This window comes from Mesorhizobium sp. WSM4819 (genome assembly GCF_055811215.1).
Genome location: NZ_JBVVQO010000005.1, coordinates 1 through 15,624 on the forward strand (window position 1 = coordinate 1; position 15,624 = coordinate 15,624).

Genomic DNA, 15,624 nt, shown 5'->3' on the forward strand with positions numbered 1-15,624 from the left:
ATCAAGGTGGATGTTGAATCACCGGAGAAGCTCGTCGTCACATCACAATCGATTCATCGATCACGGGACGTGCTCTAAGCTCTCTCGCCTTGATCTGCAGTGCCAGCACTTTGGAAAAGATCCGGCATTGCGCCAGCCCGCCGCCCAGGAACCAAAGGTCGGGCTGACCGGTCGGCCGCCACATGCCGGCAAGCTCACCCTCGTTGTCGAAGCCCCAGACGGGGCCGATGCGGTCGGCGATCGGATCCCCCACGGCGCGCTCGGGCATCGGCAGCGCCGCGTGGACGGCGCGCATGGCCTCGATCTCGGCCAGCACATCGGCCGGGAAGGGCGCCACTTTCGGACCGGACATGTCGACATGCAGCGACAGCGATTCGGACGTGGCAGCGAGCCAGCCGTCGACATGGCGGATTTCCTGGTAGGCTCTCAGCCGCTGGTCGTCATGGTCGAGCAGTTGGAAGGAGACATGACCTTGTGGTCGAGATGCAGCTCCTGCACGTAGCAGACATGGACTTCCGCCGTGTAGATGGTGAGGCGGCGGTCCCTAGCATAGTCCGGCCCCATCCCCATCATCTCGAACGCTTCGTCGGAGCAGCGGTCGAACAGAACATTGTATAGGCCATATTGAGATGGCCGTTGTAGTCGATCCAGTCCTTCTCGATGGCCATGGCACGAGAGACGAAGGGGGCAGGGGTGGACATCGAAAACTTCCTTCTCACTGGACAGGACGTGGTTGGTGAGACTACCCATCCATAAGTCCATAACAAGGGTGGACGCTGGTCCATTCGCGGAGGAATAGATGGCTCTGAGCGACCTCAATCCGGTCGAGCGCAACGAAGAAGGCATCGCCGCGGTGCTCGGCATCCTCAAGCAGCGGCTCGGCGAACGGTTCCAGACCGGCCAGGCGATCCGCACCCAGCACGCGCATACCACCACCTACATTCCAACCCAGGCGCCGGATGGCGTGGCGTTTCCAGAGACGACACCGGAGGTGCAGGAGATCGTGTCGGCCTGCGCCGCGCACCGCGTGCCGGTGATCGCCTTCGGCGTCGGCTCTTCGCTGGAGGGCCACACCAACGCGCCGGGCGGCGGCATTTCTGTCGATACGTCGCGGATGAACCGCATCCTAGCGGTCAACCCGCAGGATCTCGACTGCACGGTCGAGCCCGGTGTGACGCGCGAGGATCTCAACCGGCACCTGCGCGACACCGGCCTGTTCTTTCCGATCGATCCGGGCGCCAATGCATCGCTCGGCGGCATGGCGGCGACCCGGGCGTCGGGCACCAATGCCGTGCGTTACGGCACGATGCGCGAGAATGTATTGTCGCTGACGGCGGTGATGGCCGACGGCGAGACGGTGACGACCGGCAAGCGCGCAAAAAAGAGCTCGGCCGGCTACGATCTGACGCGGCTCCTGATCGGCTCCGAAGGCACGCTCGGCATCATCACCGAGCTGACGCTTAAGCTGCAGGGCATTCCGCAGGCGATTTCCGGCGGCGTCTGTCCGTTTCCAAGCGTCGAGGCGGCCTGCAATGCGGTGATCGCGACAATCCAGATGGGCATTCCGGTGGCGCGCATCGAACTGGTCAATGCGCTGCAGATGCGGGCGATGAAGAGCTATTCGAAACTCGACTATCCCGAAAGCCCGTGCCTGTTCGTCGAATTCCATGGCAGCGACGCCGGCGTTGACGAGCAGGCCGAAACCTTCGGCACGATCGCCGAAGACTATGGCGGCGGACCATTCCTGTGGACCAGCGTCGCCGAGGAACGGACGAAGCTGTGGAAGGCCAGGCACGACGCCTATTGGTCGTCGCTGACGCTGCGGCCGGGCGCCAAGGGGCTGTCGACCGACGTTTGCGTGCCGATCTCGCGCTTTGCCGAATGCGTTACGCAAACCGAGGCCGACATCGCCGACATGGGGCTGATCGCGCCGATCGTCGGCCATGCCGGTGACGGCAATTTCCATGTGCTGGTGCTGATGGACGCGGACGATCCGAAGGAAATCAAGCAGACGGAAGAGTTTGTCGCGCGGCTGAACATGCGGGCGATCGGCATGGATGGAACCTGCACCGGCGAACACGGCATCGGACAAGGCAAGATCGGCTTCCTGCGCCATGAACTCGGCCACAGCGTCGATATCATGCGCACGATCAAGCAGGCGCTCGATCCGCAGAACATTATGAACCCTGGGAAGATACTGCCGGCCGACTAAAGTCTTTTGCTTTTGGGGCGATCGATTTGCCTCTTTATCGACACGCTGATGCGGGTAGAGTGCGGCTGATTTTCAATCAACTGCTTGGGGGTTGATGCTCGCACGCTTGTTCGTGATCTTCGGTGGCTTTTTCGTGCTGGTGCTGTGTGCGGCGCTGGTGGTGCCGTATTTTATCGACTGGACGGGCTACCGGGCCGATTTCGAGCGCGAGGCGAGCGCCATTCTGGGCCGCAAGGTCACCGTTCAGGGCGATGCAACGGCGAAATTGCTGCCGTTTCCCTCGGTGACCTTCTCGAATGTCACTGTCGCCGGCGGCCCCGGCGGCCGGCCGGCAATGACCGTCGAGACCTTTTCGATGGATGCCGAACTGGCGCCCTTCCTGAGCGGCGAGGTGCTGATCTTCGACATGCGGCTGGTGCGGCCGAAGGCGACGATCGACATTGCCGCCGACGGCACGGTCGACTGGGCGATACGCCCGTCCTCGCCCTACGATCCCAGCCAGATCTCGATCGAGAAGCTGACGGTGACCGACGGAGAGATCGCGCTGCGCCATGCCGCCGGCGGCCGCAGCCATCGTCTTTCCGAGATCAATTCGACAATCTCTGCCAGATCGCTGGCCGGACCCTGGCGGATGGATGGTTCGCTGCGGCTCGACGGCCTGCGCAGCACGGTCGTCGTCTCCACCGGCAAGGCCAGTGGCGACGGACAATTGCGGCTCAGGCTCAAGGCCGACCCAGACGCCTATCCGCTGGTCATCGAAGCGGATGGCAATGCCGGCATTGTCGACGGGGCCGCAATCTATTCGGGCCAGTTCAGGGTCACAAGCTCTGACAGGAATGGCGCCGACAAGCGTTTGCCACAGCTTGACGACACCGACGGTGAGAAGGCCAGCGCCGGCAAGCCGGAACCGGGGTTCAGGCTGAACGGCAAGTTCTCGCTCGACCACCGGAAGCTTGACGTCGACGAATTCCGCTTCGAGACCGGGCCACTCGACAATCCCTACACCGCCGACGGCAAGGCTGCCGTCGACCTTGGGCCGAACCCTCGCTTTTCGATCGAGGCCGATGGCGCTCAGGTGCAGTTCGATGAAGCCGTCGGCGCCGCGACCGGACTGACGCTGTCAGAGCGCGTCGCGGCGTTGGAGCAGGCGCTGCTCGCCCTGCCCAAGCCGACCATACCGGGCACCGTCGAGGTGAAGCTGCCGGCGGTGGTGGCCGGCGACACGACGGTTCGTGACGTGCGCCTTTCGGCCGAGCCGGCCGATGCCGGCTGGTCGGTGAAGTCGCTGGGCGCGACGCTCCCGGGCCGCGCCAGGCTGGAAGCAAACGGCATGCTCAGTCTCGAGGATCAGTTCGGCTTCAGCGGTTCGCTGCTTCTGGCCGTGGGGCAGCCTTCCGGCTTCGCCGCCTGGCTGTCGAAGGATGTCGACGAGGCGATCCGCCGGCTTCCGGCCGCCGGCTTCAAGGCCAGGGTCGACCTGTCCGGGAACCGCCAGGCCTTCAGCGACCTCGAACTCGTTCTCGGCAAGGCGAAATTTTCCGGCCGCATCGATTCCAGCCAGGGCGAAGACGCCAGGCCGTCGGTGCTGATGCGGCTCGAAGGCGGCGAGCTCGACGTCGACGGGCTCGCCGCCTTCGCCTCGATCTTCATCAGCGACAAGGGCGCCAACCGATTTTCGGACCGCGACCTCGATTTCCAGATCAAGGCCGGGCCGGTCAGCGCCGGCGGACTGACCGCCGATACGGTCGATACGGCGCTCAGGCTGCGCGACGGGCTGCTTGAAATCGACCGGCTCTCGGTCGGCGGGCTTGCCGGCGCCTCGATCAGCGCCACCGGCCGGATCAAGGATTTCCCAGCGAGCCCGACCGGCAAGCTCGATGCCTCTGTGGTCGCCGTCGATCTCAAGCCGTTGGTCGATGTCGCGGCGAAGCACTATCCCGACAATGCCGTGCTGAAAGGGCTGGCGGGGCGTGTCGCCGCCTATCCCGAGCTGTTGCAGAATGCGCGCATCGATCTGGTGACAAGTGCCGCCGCCAATGGCGACGGCACGACGGGACTGGCGGTCAGCGCGCAAGGCAGGGCAGGCGGCTCGGCGTTTTCAGCATCGCTGTCCGGCAAAGGACTGGCCGATCGGCTTCTCGAGGCGCCGGTGTCGGTGACCTTCAACGCCAGGAATACCGACGCCACCGCGCTTCTGGCGCTTTACGGCCTGCCGGCGCTGCCGCTCGGCATGCTTGGCGAGGCGACCACTGATGTTTCGGCGAAAGGCACGCTTGGCGGCGGCATGGCGACGAGCTTCAACCTGACCGGCGACGATTTCAAAGCCGGTTTCGACGGGACGATCGTCAGCGCGCCACAAGGCGCCACCGCCAAGGGCAAGATCAGCCTGGAAGCCGCCGACATCGAGCCGTGGCTGATGACGACAGGCGTCGGACTGCCGGGCCTGGGGACAGGCATGTCGACTTGGCTTGCGGCCGACGCCGACTTCGGCAACGGCCGTCTGGTGCTGTCCAGCCTCAGCGGCGCCATCAACGAGGCTGCGGTTTCCGGTGACCTCAATGTCGGCGTCACCGACGGGCTGCCGCATCTTGCCGGCGCGCTGGCGCTCGATGATCTGGATCTCGACCCGATGGCGGTGGCACTGTTTGGCGACCAGGCCTTTCTGGGCTCCGGCAAGGCTTGGCCGGCCGCCCCATTCAGCCAGAAACCCATCCTGCCGTTCACCGCTGAACTCGACCTGACCACGGCGTCGCTGGTCGCCGGCCCGTTGGCCACGGCCTATGACGCGGCGCTTTCGCTGAAGCTCGACCACGAAGGCATCCGCGTTTCGGACCTCAAGGCAAAGTTCGCCGGCGGCGCGCTTTCCGGACTGTTCGAGCTGAAGAACAATGACGGCACCGGGTTTGTCTCCGGCCAGCTGAAACTTGCCGGCGCCGATCTGGCCACCGTGCTGCCAGAGACCGGCATCAGTGGAACCGGCGATTTCTCGGCGGCGCTCTCGACCAGTGGCAAATCGGTCGATGCGATGGTTGCGGCGCTGTCCGGTTCCGGCACGGCGGCGCTGAAAGGCCTGACCATTGCCGGCGTCAATCCCGACGCCTTTGGCGCCGTCATCGCCAAGGCCGACGCCATTGGGCGCGATATCGATGCGGCCAAGACCGCCGGCTTCGCGCCGCAGATCGCCGCGGATGGCAGTTTTCCGGCTGGGGATGCCGACATCGCCTTCACAATCGCCGGTGGCACGCTGAGGGCGCCGCCGGTCAATCTTGAAAATCCGGCGGCGACGCTGTCGGCCGACATCACGGCGGACCTGAAGGCCAGCATGGTCGCTGCCATTGGTTCGATCACTTATCGGCCGGGCGACGAAGCGCTGGTCGGCTCCGATCCGACCGTGAATTTCAGCGTCGACGGGCCCTTCGGCGCCGCGAAGCGGCGGTTCGACAGTGAGCCGCTGGCGCAGTTCCTGACCCAGCGCGCGCTGGAAAAGGAGCAGCAGCGGGTCGAGGCGATGCAGGCGGCGCTGCTTGAAAAACAGCGGTTGCGGCGCGAGGTGCGTTACTACGCGGCCCTGCAAGCCGAGCGCGACAGGGCAGCCGAAGAATTGCGCAGGCAGCAGGAGGCGGCGCGGCTGAAAGCCGAGGCAGATGCCAGGGCGAAAGCCGAAGCCGAGGCAAAGGCTAAAGCCGAAGCGGAGGCAAAGGCCAAGGCCAAGGCGGATGCGCAGGCGAGGGCTGAAGCCGAGGCTAAAGCCAAAGCCGAGGCGCAGGCGAAGGCTGAAGAGGAGGTTAAAGCCAAGGCTGAAGCCGAGGCCAAGGCTAAGGCGGATGCCGAAGCGAGAGCCAAGGCGGCGCAAAAAGCGGCGGACGAGGCGGCGAAGGCCGAGGAACAGCGACGTCGGAAAGCGGAAGAGGCGAGGCGGGCGGAAGAGGCGAGGCGGATCGCTGCGGAACAAAAGGCAAGGCTCGACGCCGAGCGCAGGGCCGCCGCCGAGCAGGCGCAGAAAATCGAGCGGGCGCGTCAGCCGCCGGCCAATGACAACCTGCCGCCATCAGGACCCGCGCCAAAACCCACGCTTGAACCCTCGTCGATCGACAATCTGCTGAAGTCGCTGGGCGGCGGATAGCCCCTAGCTAACCATCCGGGCTAGACCGGTTTCATCCCTCGCTTCGCCCAATCCAGCACGTAGAGCCTGAGCGCCGAGGACAGGTTGGCATCGCGCGGCCGGGCCTCGTCGATTTCGGCGACGAGGGCGGCGAGAGTCAGTTTGCGCGCGGCGGCGATGGCGACGAGATCGTCGAAAAACGGCTTTTCGAGCGAATAGCTGGTGCGATGGCCGCGAATGGTCACCGAGCGTTTCTCGACCGGGCTCACCGGACCTGACTCATTTCACTTCAGGCATCGGACTTGTCCGAAAACCCCGCCGCATTTTTCGGTCTGACTTCAGGGCAATCCGCATCGCCCGAGGTTTCGCGGCGATGGCCGGCGACAAATTTTTCTGCCTTGTCGGCGATCGAATGGTCACGCTCCCGGTCGGCCTTGGAGCGGCCGTGCAGCGCCCGGTTCTGTTCGGCCAGGCGCTCCTGCTCGGCTCGTGCCTTCTGCTTGCGGGCCTGGCGGAGGTTGACGATGTCGGCCATGTCGCGCGGCCCGTCGGATCACTTCTTGCGGAAGGCGTCGAGCGACACCACTTCGGCGCCCTTGGCGGCGGCGTCGGCTGCGGCCGGCTTCTTTTCGGCCTCAGCGGTCTTCTTCTTCTCAGGCTTTTTCTCGGCGACGACGGCCAGCGGTTCGGAAGCGGGCTTGCCGGTCAATTCCCCTTCTGCCGAGGTTTCCGTCTTCACGTCGAATTCGAGCTCGAAATTGACGGACGGGTCGTAAAAGCCGCGCACGGCCGAGAACGGGATTTCCAGCTTTTCCGGCACGTCGGAGAAAGACAGCCCGACCTCGAAGCCGGTGTCGGTCACCTTCAGGTCCCAATACTGGAACTGGATGACGATGGTCATCTGTTCGGGATAGCGCTCGCGCAGGCGGGAAGACACGCGCACGCCGGGGGCGCCGGTCAGGAAAGTGATGAAGAAATGATGGTTGCCGGGGAGGCCGGTGCGCGCGACTTCGGCCAGGACCTTGCGCATGACCCCGCGCAGTGCCTCCTGGGCCAGAATGTCGTAGCGAATGTGGTCGTCGGCCATGTCGCTGTCGGGTTCCGTTGAATCGTCCGCATAGCTGTAATCAAGCTTGAGCGCGGCGTAAACCGGATATAGATGCCGGCAGCACAGATGCGAGAGGGCATGCCTCAGATTTTATCGCTCAGGCGCCAGCGAGCGCGCTGTGCTTTTGCGCATCGGCGGCCGGCTGCCGCTTGGCGAAGGCGCGCAGGAAGGTGCGCACGCCATGTGTCGCGGATTGCAGCACCTCATCATCGGTCGGCGTGCCGCCGAGCATGAACGTCGTCTGCAATTCGGCATTGGCGAGGGCCTGGAACTGGCGCGCCGCGACATCGGGGTCCTCGATGTCGAGGAAACCGGCATGGGCGAGGCGGGCGAAACGGGCGGCGATCGCCGGCCATGTCCTGCCCGGTCCCAGTTCGCGCCATTCGGCAAACAGCTCGGGATAGCGCTCGCCCTCGGTCTGGATCAGCTTGCGCAGGAACTTTCCGTCGCGGCTGCAGATACAGTTGCGGGTCATGCGCACGGCGAAGGCGATCAGATCGGCCTCGAGATCCTTCGGCTGGTCGGGAAAGGTTGAAATGGTGGCGAAGATGCCGGCATTGCAGCGCTCGGTGAGGTCGCGGACGATGGCGACGAAGAGTTTCTCCTTGTCGCCATGGTGATTGTAGATCGTCTGGCGCGACACGCCGGCCTCGGCGGCAATCATGTCGATATTGGCGCCGGCGAAGCTTTCGCGGCAGAACACCTCGCCGGCAGCGTCCATGATCGAGGCGCGCTTTGCCTCATGGCCGCGTGGCGGGATGCTGTCAGGAGAAACGTCGTGCTTCATGAAAACTATATATAGGTGATTGACGAATTAGACAAGAGTGTCTAAATTTATGGACTTAGATTTAGAGGAATTCCCCCTGCAGGAATTCCACGGGATGGGACGTCCCAGGATTACACGCCGGTCGGCAAACCAGATTGAAAGAAGCCCGCTATCATGAATCCCCAATTCCTCCGCATCGCGGTTGTGCTCGGCCTGTTGTCGGCCATCGGTCCGTTCGCCATCGACATGTATCTTCCGGCGCTGCCTTCGATCGGCGCAGATCTGCAGGCCAGCACCGCTGCCGTGCAGATGAGCTTGCTGATCTTCTTTCTGTCCATGGGTTTTGGCCAGATCGTCGTCGGACCGATCTCCGACATGGTCGGGCGCAAGCTGCCGCTCTATGGCGGCCTCGCCCTGTTCATGGTCGGCGGCATCGGCTCGGCGCTGGCGCCCTCGGTCGAATGGCTGATTGCCTTCCGTTTCCTGCAAGGGCTCGGCGCCAGTGCAGGCATGGCGGTGCCGCGCGCCATCGTGCGTGACCTGCACACCGGCACCGAAGCTGCCAAGCTGATGTCGCTCCTGATGCTGGTGTTTTCGGTGTCGCCGATCCTGGCGCCGCTGACCGGCAGCGTCATTATCGAGAATTTCGGCTGGCGTGCCGTGTTCTGGACGGTGACCGGTGGGGCGGTGCTCGCCACCATCCTGCTGGCGACCTCGCTGAAGGAGACGCGGCCGGTCGAGGCGCGTGCAGGCAGTTCGTTCGGCACCGCGCTGTCGGCCTATCGCTTCCTGATCGGCGACCGCAACTTCCTTGGCCTGGCGGCCATCGGCGGCTTCGGGCTGGCGAGCTTCTTCGTCTATCTGTCGAGCTCCTCCTTCATCCTGATAGAACACTACGGGCTGTCGCCGTCGGTCTACAGCGTGTTCTTCTCGATCAACGCGGTCGCCTTCATCGGCATGTCGCAATTGACGGGAACGCTGTCCGAAAGGTTCGGGCTGAGGCCGGTGGTGCGGGTCGCGGTGGTCGGCTATGCGACGACGATGGTGGTGCTGTTCGCGGTGATGGCATCCGGCGTCGATCGGCTCGACGTCATGGCGGCGCTGCTGTTCGTCGGCTACGGGTTCCTCGGCCTGGTGATCCCTGCGACTTCGGTGCTGGCCATGGAGGAGCATGGCGCGATCGCCGGCACGGCCTCGGCACTGATGGGCACCCTGCACTTCGCCATCGGCGCGGTCGCCATGGGCATCGCCGGGGTGTTCTTCGACGGCACGCCGCTGCCTATGATGGCCGGCATCATGCTTTGCGCGGTGATCTCGTTCACGCTGGCCAAGGTGACGCTCGGCCGCGGGCGGCAGGTTGTCGAAGCGCCGGCAGAATAGATGCTTTCCAGTGAGAGCAATGAAAAAGGCCGGGTCAGTCCCGCCCTTTTTCACGTCTGGGCGCGGCGGCGCGGCCAGCAAGCCTGCTGCCGTCACAGTATCGAGGTGAGATGGGGATCGGAGGGAAAGTTGGAATCGAAGCAGGAGAAGTGGAGGTTTCTGTTGCCAGGTACCTCCGAACCCCGCCTAGAAGTGCGAACCACTAGGGCTTGATTTGAAGCTATCGCACCGCTTACGCGGCGAGACGTGCTTCCGCATAGTTGTCGTTGGCAACTATAAGTTCAGCCCGATAACGGTGGTACAATGCCGGGCAAAAGTACGATCTTTACACCTTCGTCGATCCTATTTCGCCCCCAGCAAAAGCCGCTCTTCGCAGAGCGGTTTTTGGTGGAGGCGCCGGGTACCGCCCCCGGGTCCGAACGGCTTATTTCATCGCCTGTTTATCGCCATAGTCGGTCGAGCCGACGAAACAGATATAGGGACCGATCGTGAAAAATGAAAGGCCTCAATGATGCTTTGTCCGCTGTCTCAAACAGCATCGCCAAAGGCTTGACTTGTCAACGCTCTCAACCGAAGCTTTGCGGCGGTGAGGAGTTACCGACTAGCGCACATTTTGCGGCAGCGCGCCACAACCCTCATCGACTGGATCCCGTGGCGCCGACGAGGGGAGAATTTGATGGCCGATTATCTCGTAGACGTGAAGAAGTACGACGCCGCGGCGGATGCCGACGCGGTCGCCAAGGTCGTGAAGCATTTGGGCATTGCGCTCAGGAATCGGGATTCCTCGCTGGTCTCCTGCACGGATCCCGACGAACTCGGTCGCGTCAAGGCCAGCTGGGTTGCCAAAAAGCTCGGCGTCGACGACGGCGGCAAGGCGGACGCCGCCATCGAAAAGACCTGCAAGGCGATGGAGGCCGACAACACCAAGAGCCGGGTGACCTTTTATTACCTGGTCGCCAAGGAGCTGGGCAAGCTCGCCAGCCTCTGAGCATCGCATGTCAATTTGCGGATGCTGACGCGGGCAGCTCTTTCTCCCCGTCACTATACGGGGAGAAATGCCCGGCAGGGCAATGAGGGGCGGCGCAAACGACCGGTAAGAGAAAGCGACTCTGGTGCCGTTTTGACATATTCGGCCGGCAGCCAGTCGGCTATGATTGCCTAATCCGAATCGAGCCCCCGAATCGCCGATGCGCCAATATCTCGACCTCCTGAAGCACGTTCTGGAAAACGGCGCCGATCGTGGTGACCGCACCGGCACCGGAACGCGCTCGGTGTTCGGCTACCAGATGCGCTTCGACCTCGCGCGCGGCTTTCCGGTCACCACCACCAAGAAGCTTCACCTGAAGTCGATCGTGCATGAACTTCTGTGGTTCCTGGCCGGCGACACCAATATCAAATATCTCAACGACCACGGCGTCTCGATCTGGGACGAATGGGCCGACGAGAATGGCGACCTCGGCCCGGTCTACGGCAAGCAATGGCGCTCCTGGCCGGACGGCCATGGCGGCACCATCGACCAGATTGCCAATCTCTTGAAGGAGATACGCAAGAATCCTAATTCCCGACGGCTGATCGTTTCGGCGTGGAACCCGGCCGAAGTGGAAGCCATGGCGCTGCCGCCCTGTCATTGCCTGTTCCAGTTCTATGTCTCGGAAGGCAGGCTCTCCTGCCAGCTCTACCAGCGTTCCGCCGATATCTTCCTCGGCGTGCCGTTCAACATCGCTTCCTATGCGCTGCTCACGTTGATGGTGGCGCAGGTCACGGGGCTGAAGCCCGGCGATTTCGTCCATACGCTGGGCGATGCGCATCTTTATGCAAACCATTTCGAGCAGGCGCGCGAACAGTTGCAGCGCACGCCCAAGGCGCTGCCGACGCTATGGATCAATCCGGAGGTGAAGGACCTTTTTGCCTTCCGCTTCGAAGATTTCCGGCTGGAAAACTACCTCGCCGATGCGACGATCAAGGCGCCCATCGCGGTGTGAGCCGCAAACATCGGGCTTTTTGCTTTGTCTCAAATTGCTCGCCGGTGCTGTGTCGTCCGCCCGCGAGCGGTGGCGGTGCCATGCAATGCCGTCGGCGGGCCATTGGGCCAAAGTCTGGCAAAAAACCTTCCCTTGTTATATTCAGGCGGATATATCGACTGGCAGGGTCGCGCCGATCGGATTTCAAGCCAAGGGAGAGTTTCATGCTGGTGCGCAAGGGTTTTGGATTGAAGGCGGCCGCCATTGGCGGCCTTGCGATATTGATCGCCGCCATGCCGGTTGCCCATGCCGATGACAGGCTGATCGTCTTTGCCGCCGCAAGCATGAAGAACGCACTGGATGCAGTGAACACCGCCTGCGCCGCCGATGTCGGCGAGGCGGCGACCATTTCCTATGCGGCAAGCTCCGCATTGGCCAAGCAGATCGAGGGCGGCGCGCCGGCCGATGTCTTCATCTCGGCCGATCGCGACTGGATGAACTATCTGTCCGACAAGAAGCTGACCAAGCCGGATACCGAAGTGAAGTTGCTCGGCAACCAGATCGTGCTGGTGGCGCCGGAGGGTTCGACGGTCGAAACCAGGATCGAAAAGGGTTTTGATCTTGCCGGGCTGATCGGTGACGGCAGGCTTGCCATGGGCGATTTCAAGGCGGTGCCGGCCGGCAAATATGGCAAGGCGGCGCTTGAATCGCTCGGCGTCTGGTCCTCGGTCGAAGACAAGTTGGCGCAGGCCGAGAACGTGCGTGCCGCGCTCAAGCTGGTCTCCACAGGCGAGGCAGCGCTCGGCATCGTCTACGCCACCGACGCGCATGCCGAGCCCGGCGTCGAGGTGATCGGCACCTTCCCGCAGGATTCGCACCCGCCGATCGTCTACCCGGTTGCCCAGATCGCGGATTCGAAGGACAAGCATGCGTCGGCATTCCTAAAGTGCCTGCAATCCGCCAAGGCGGGCGACCTCTTCAAGGCGCAAGGTTTTACGGTCCTCACGCCGAGCAACTGAGGCACGCCAAAAGATGGATTGGTTGCTGGACCTCACTCCCGACGAATGGAACGCGGTCCGGCTGTCGATCAAGGTGGCGACAGTGGCGATGGTCGCCAGCCTGCCGCCCGGCATATTGATCGCGCTTGTGCTTGCCCGTGGCCAATTCTGGGGCAAGACGCTGCTCAACGGGCTGGTGCATCTGCCGTTGATCCTGCCGCCGGTGGTTATCGGCTATCTGCTGCTGCTCTCCTTCGGCAGGCGCGGCCCGGTCGGGGCGTTTCTGGCCGAGCATTTCGGCATTGTCTTCTCCTTTCGCTGGACGGGTGCCGCATTGGCCTGCGCTGTCATGGGCTTTCCCCTGATGGTGCGGGCGATCCGGCTGTCGATCGAGGCGGTCGACCGCAGAATCGAGGCGGCGGCCGGGACGCTTGGCGCCAATCCATTGTGGGTGTTCGGAACGATCACGCTGCCGCTGATCCTGCCCGGCCTGATTACCGGCGCGATCTTGTCTTTCGCCAAGGCGATGGGCGAATTCGGCGCAACGATCACTTTCGTTTCCAACATCCCCAACCAGACGCAGACGCTGCCGTCGGCGATCTACACGTTCACGCAGGTGCCGGGCGGCGATGCCGGCGCGCTCAGGCTGACGCTGATCTCGATCGTCATCTCGATGGCAGCACTTGTCGCATCGGAGGTGCTGGCGCGGCGCGTCGGCAGGCGGATGGATATCGAATGACGGTCGTGGTCGACATCAGCCATCGGCTCGGCGACTTCGAGGTCGACGCCCGCTTCGAGAGCGCCGGGCGGCTGACCGCGCTGTTCGGGCCCTCGGGCTCCGGCAAGACGACGCTGATCAACATGATTGCCGGCCTGATCCGGCCGGACAAGGGGCGGATCGAGGCCGACGGCCGCGTGCTGGTCGATACGGATGCGGGTCGGTTCGTGCCGAAGCACGAGCGCCGCATCGGCATGGTGTTCCAGGACGCGCGGCTATTTCCGCATATGAGCGTGGCCAGCAATCTGCGCTACGGCCGCTGGTTCACGCCGACGGCCGAACGCTATGCGGACATCAATGCGGTGGTCGACCTTCTCGGCATCGGTGCTTTGCTCGACCGGCGGCCGGCAAAGCTTTCCGGCGGCGAGAAACAGCGCGTGGCGATCGGCCGGGCGCTGCTCGCCAGCCCGAAACTGTTGCTGATGGACGAGCCGCTGGCTTCGCTCGACGAGGCCCGCAAGGCAGAAATCCTGCCTTATATCGAGCGGCTGCGCGACGAGACGAAAATCCCGATCGTCTATGTCAGCCATTCGATTTCAGAGGTCGCGCGGCTGGCAAGCAACGTCGTTGTGCTGGCGCAAGGCAAAGTCGCTGCTTGCGGCCCGACCGGGGCGATCATGCAGCGGCTCGACCTGTTGCCGGCGGAGGAGCGCGGCGAGGGCGGCGCCGTGCTGGATACCGCGGTGCTGCGCCACGACGATGTCTTTGGCATGACCGTGCTCGGCTCGGTGGCGGGCGAGATCCGCGTGCCGCTTCTGGCGGTGCCGGTCGGTGTGCCGATGCGCATTCGCATCCGTGCCCGCGATGTGATGATCGCCACCGAACAGCCGACGGGTCTCAGCGCGCTCAACATCCTGCAGGGCACGATCGTGACGATGGCGCCGGGCGAGGGTCCCGCAGTCGAGATCGGCATCGACTGTCATGGCGCAACCGTGCTTGCCCGGATCACCGAGCAATCGCGACAGACGCTGAAACTCCGGCTTGGTCGAGAGGTCTACGCGGTGGTCAAGACGGTTAGCTTCGACCCGGCGAATATGAGCGTCGGCCTGCCAGTCGAGGCGGATGGATGACCCGCGGATGATCGTCGCTATATCATTTTGGAATAGCGGTAGCGCCGGAGAGCTTCTAGGATGGATGGCGGGACTGCGGAGGAGAGAATGCCGTCGCTGAGCTTGCGGATAAACCTCGATCCAGAAGGGCGCATCGGGCCGGGCAAGATCGAGCTTCTGGAGCAGATCGCCGCCTTCGGCTCGATCTCGGCGGCGGCGCGCGGCATGGAAATGTCCTACAAACACGCCTGGGATCTGGTCGAGGACATGAACCGGGTGTTCGGCAAGCCGCTGGTCGCGGCGCAGACCGGTGGGAAAAAGGGCGGCGGCGCCCAGTTGACGCCGGCGGGGCTTGCGGTGGTCAGCCGCTTTCGCGCCATCGAACGGGCTGCGGCTTCCGCGGCGGCGGCGCATCTGGAAGCTTTACAGGCGGAGATCGATGCCGGGTGAGGTCGGTGGAACCTGTATCGGCAGAGCCTACTCCTCCGGCTCGCCGGGCTTGCGCAGCAGATAAGTGTCCATGATCCAGCCTTTTTTCCGACGCGCCTCGTCGCGGGTCCTGACGATCTCGTCGCCGACGTCGCCAAGGCGGCCGGAAATGAGGATCTCGTCGGGCGTGCCGAGATAAGCGCCCCAGTGGATAAGGAGGTCGTTGTCGTCCAGCGTGTTGAAGGCGCATTTGCCGTCCAGCATGACGACGGTGCTGCCGGCATTGTCGGGCAAACCTTCCTCGGTGAGCCGGCGGCCGGTGGTGATCTGAACCGCATCGCCGATGCGGTTCAGCGTCATCTTGTGGCTGGCGGCGAGCGCCTGGACGGCAGTGATGCCGGGGATCACCTCGAGCTCGAACGCGACATTGCCTCTCATGCGCACCCGCTCCAGGATGCGCAGCGCGCTGTCGTAGAGCGAGGGATCGCCCCAGATTAGGAACGCACCGCAGCCATCTTGCGAAAGCTCGTCGCGGATCAGGCTTTCATAGATCGCGGCGATCGCCTCGTGCCAGTCATCGACGGCCGAGCGATAGGAGGGCGCTGGCTCGGCCCGCACCGGCATGTCGAATTCGACCCGGCGCGAGTTTGGATTGGTGACGAATCGATCGCAGATCTGGCGGCGCAGTTCTGCGAGATCGTTCTTTTTTGTGCCCTTGTCGGGAATGAACAGCACGTCGGCGCGGTTCAAGCCGTCGACCGCCTGCACGGTCATGTGGTCGGGGTTGCCGGCGCCGATGCCGATGACGAGAAGCTTGCGCATGGGCGATCTCCTGCCCGAT

General features: G+C 63.7%; 14 protein-coding genes, 1 other RNA gene and 1 pseudogene. 9 read left to right on the forward strand and 7 right to left on the reverse strand.

Going from position 1 to position 15,624, the window contains the following annotated elements; translation table 11 throughout:
- Nucleotides 1-253 precede the first annotated feature (253 nt).
- A pseudogene (locus tag AC0L18_RS06530) lies at nt 254-701 on the reverse strand (thioesterase family protein); the annotation flags it as partial.
- Nucleotides 702-799: 98 nt separating this feature from the next.
- Between AC0L18_RS06530 and AC0L18_RS06535 the strand changes: the two are divergent.
- A complete protein-coding gene (locus tag AC0L18_RS06535) occupies nt 800-2,212 on the forward strand; it encodes an FAD-binding oxidoreductase (RefSeq protein WP_473491168.1) in 1,413 nt (470 codons plus the stop codon).
- A gap of 94 nt (nt 2,213-2,306) precedes the next feature.
- Nucleotides 2,307-6,335, forward strand: a complete 4,029-nt coding sequence (locus AC0L18_RS06540; protein ID WP_473491169.1) for an AsmA family protein — start codon at nt 2,307-2,309, stop codon at nt 6,333-6,335.
- A gap of 20 nt (nt 6,336-6,355) precedes the next feature.
- On the opposite strand, the gene AC0L18_RS06545 is transcribed toward AC0L18_RS06540, so the two are convergent.
- The 4 genes from AC0L18_RS06545 to AC0L18_RS06560 all read right to left on the reverse strand — a co-directional run bounded on the left by AC0L18_RS06545 (nt 6,356) and on the right by AC0L18_RS06560 (nt 8,209).
- Entirely contained in the window at nt 6,356-6,583 is a 228-nt protein-coding gene (locus AC0L18_RS06545; RefSeq protein WP_023798778.1) for a ribbon-helix-helix domain-containing protein, read from the reverse strand.
- Nucleotides 6,584-6,603: 20 nt separating this feature from the next.
- Nucleotides 6,604-6,849, reverse strand: coding sequence for a DUF4169 family protein (locus AC0L18_RS06550; RefSeq protein WP_473491170.1), 246 nt, complete (start codon nt 6,847-6,849; stop codon nt 6,604-6,606).
- Nucleotides 6,850-6,867: 18 nt separating this feature from the next.
- Complete coding sequence (locus tag AC0L18_RS06555; RefSeq protein ID WP_023798780.1) at nt 6,868-7,401, reverse strand: SspB family protein; 534 nt, start codon at nt 7,399-7,401, stop codon at nt 6,868-6,870.
- Between the two features lie 118 nt (nt 7,402-7,519).
- Nucleotides 7,520-8,209 carry a TetR/AcrR family transcriptional regulator gene (locus AC0L18_RS06560; RefSeq protein ID WP_023798781.1) on the reverse strand — a complete coding sequence of 230 codons (690 nt, stop codon included), beginning with the start codon at nt 8,207-8,209 and terminating at the stop codon, nt 7,520-7,522.
- A gap of 153 nt (nt 8,210-8,362) precedes the next feature.
- On the opposite strand from AC0L18_RS06560, the gene AC0L18_RS06565 reads away from it, so the two are divergent.
- Nucleotides 8,363-9,568, forward strand: coding sequence for a multidrug effflux MFS transporter (locus AC0L18_RS06565; protein WP_473491171.1), 1,206 nt, complete (start codon nt 8,363-8,365; stop codon nt 9,566-9,568).
- 148 nt (nt 9,569-9,716) lie between these two features.
- Here AC0L18_RS06565 and ssrA read toward each other — a convergent pair.
- Nucleotides 9,717-10,073, reverse strand: a transfer-messenger RNA (tmRNA) gene (gene ssrA, locus AC0L18_RS06570).
- Nucleotides 10,074-10,244: 171 nt separating this feature from the next.
- On the opposite strand from ssrA, the gene AC0L18_RS06575 reads away from it, so the two are divergent.
- From AC0L18_RS06575 to AC0L18_RS06600, 6 genes are all read left to right on the forward strand, one after another.
- Entirely contained in the window at nt 10,245-10,556 is a 312-nt protein-coding gene (locus AC0L18_RS06575; protein WP_473491172.1) for a DUF2853 family protein, read from the forward strand.
- A gap of 199 nt (nt 10,557-10,755) precedes the next feature.
- A complete protein-coding gene (locus AC0L18_RS06580; RefSeq protein WP_077383273.1) occupies nt 10,756-11,550 on the forward strand; it encodes a thymidylate synthase in 795 nt (264 codons plus the stop codon).
- A gap of 203 nt (nt 11,551-11,753) precedes the next feature.
- On the forward strand, nt 11,754-12,548 hold the full coding sequence (modA, locus tag AC0L18_RS06585; RefSeq protein ID WP_287071464.1) for a molybdate ABC transporter substrate-binding protein: 795 nt from the start codon (nt 11,754-11,756) through the stop codon (nt 12,546-12,548).
- Nucleotides 12,549-12,561: 13 nt separating this feature from the next.
- Nucleotides 12,562-13,266, forward strand: a complete 705-nt coding sequence (modB, locus tag AC0L18_RS06590) for a molybdate ABC transporter permease subunit (RefSeq protein ID WP_027153742.1) — start codon at nt 12,562-12,564, stop codon at nt 13,264-13,266.
- The gene (gene modC, locus AC0L18_RS06595; RefSeq protein ID WP_473491173.1) at nt 13,263-14,375 is read left to right on the forward strand and encodes a molybdenum ABC transporter ATP-binding protein; all 1,113 of its coding nucleotides are present in this window, start codon (nt 13,263-13,265) and stop codon (nt 14,373-14,375) included. The genes modB and modC overlap by 4 nt, the downstream gene beginning before the upstream one ends.
- Before the next feature lie 87 nt (nt 14,376-14,462).
- A complete protein-coding gene (locus AC0L18_RS06600; RefSeq protein ID WP_023798788.1) occupies nt 14,463-14,804 on the forward strand; it encodes a winged helix-turn-helix domain-containing protein in 342 nt (113 codons plus the stop codon).
- 27 nt (nt 14,805-14,831) lie between these two features.
- Here AC0L18_RS06600 and cobF read toward each other — a convergent pair whose 3' ends face one another.
- Nucleotides 14,832-15,605: a precorrin-6A synthase (deacetylating) gene (gene cobF / locus AC0L18_RS06605; protein ID WP_473491174.1), complete on the reverse strand. Its 774-nt coding sequence runs from the start codon at nt 15,603-15,605 to the stop codon at nt 14,832-14,834.
- Between the last annotated feature and the right edge of the window lie 19 nt (nt 15,606-15,624).

Bases quoted from the DNA above. Each gene is read 5' to 3' on its own strand.
- AC0L18_RS06535 (WP_473491168.1), top strand. From the start codon at position 800: ATGGCTCTGAGCGACCTCAATCCGGTCGAGCGCAACGAAGAAGGCATC.
- AC0L18_RS06540 (WP_473491169.1), top strand. From the start codon at position 2,307: ATGCTCGCACGCTTGTTCGTGATCTTCGGTGGCTTTTTCGTGCTGGTG.
- AC0L18_RS06550 (WP_473491170.1), bottom strand. From the start codon at position 6,849: ATGGCCGACATCGTCAACCTCCGCCAGGCCCGCAAGCAGAAGGCACGA.
- AC0L18_RS06555 (WP_023798780.1), bottom strand. From the start codon at position 7,401: ATGGCCGACGACCACATTCGCTACGACATTCTGGCCCAGGAGGCACTG.
- AC0L18_RS06560 (WP_023798781.1), bottom strand. From the start codon at position 8,209: ATGAAGCACGACGTTTCTCCTGACAGCATCCCGCCACGCGGCCATGAG.
- AC0L18_RS06565 (WP_473491171.1), top strand. From the start codon at position 8,363: ATGAATCCCCAATTCCTCCGCATCGCGGTTGTGCTCGGCCTGTTGTCG.
- AC0L18_RS06575 (WP_473491172.1), top strand. From the start codon at position 10,245: ATGGCCGATTATCTCGTAGACGTGAAGAAGTACGACGCCGCGGCGGAT.
- AC0L18_RS06580 (WP_077383273.1), top strand. From the start codon at position 10,756: ATGCGCCAATATCTCGACCTCCTGAAGCACGTTCTGGAAAACGGCGCC.
- modA (WP_287071464.1), top strand. From the start codon at position 11,754: ATGCTGGTGCGCAAGGGTTTTGGATTGAAGGCGGCCGCCATTGGCGGC.
- modB (WP_027153742.1), top strand. From the start codon at position 12,562: ATGGATTGGTTGCTGGACCTCACTCCCGACGAATGGAACGCGGTCCGG.
- modC (WP_473491173.1), top strand. From the start codon at position 13,263: ATGACGGTCGTGGTCGACATCAGCCATCGGCTCGGCGACTTCGAGGTC.
- AC0L18_RS06600 (WP_023798788.1), top strand. From the start codon at position 14,463: ATGCCGTCGCTGAGCTTGCGGATAAACCTCGATCCAGAAGGGCGCATC.
- cobF (WP_473491174.1), bottom strand. From the start codon at position 15,605: ATGCGCAAGCTTCTCGTCATCGGCATCGGCGCCGGCAACCCCGACCAC.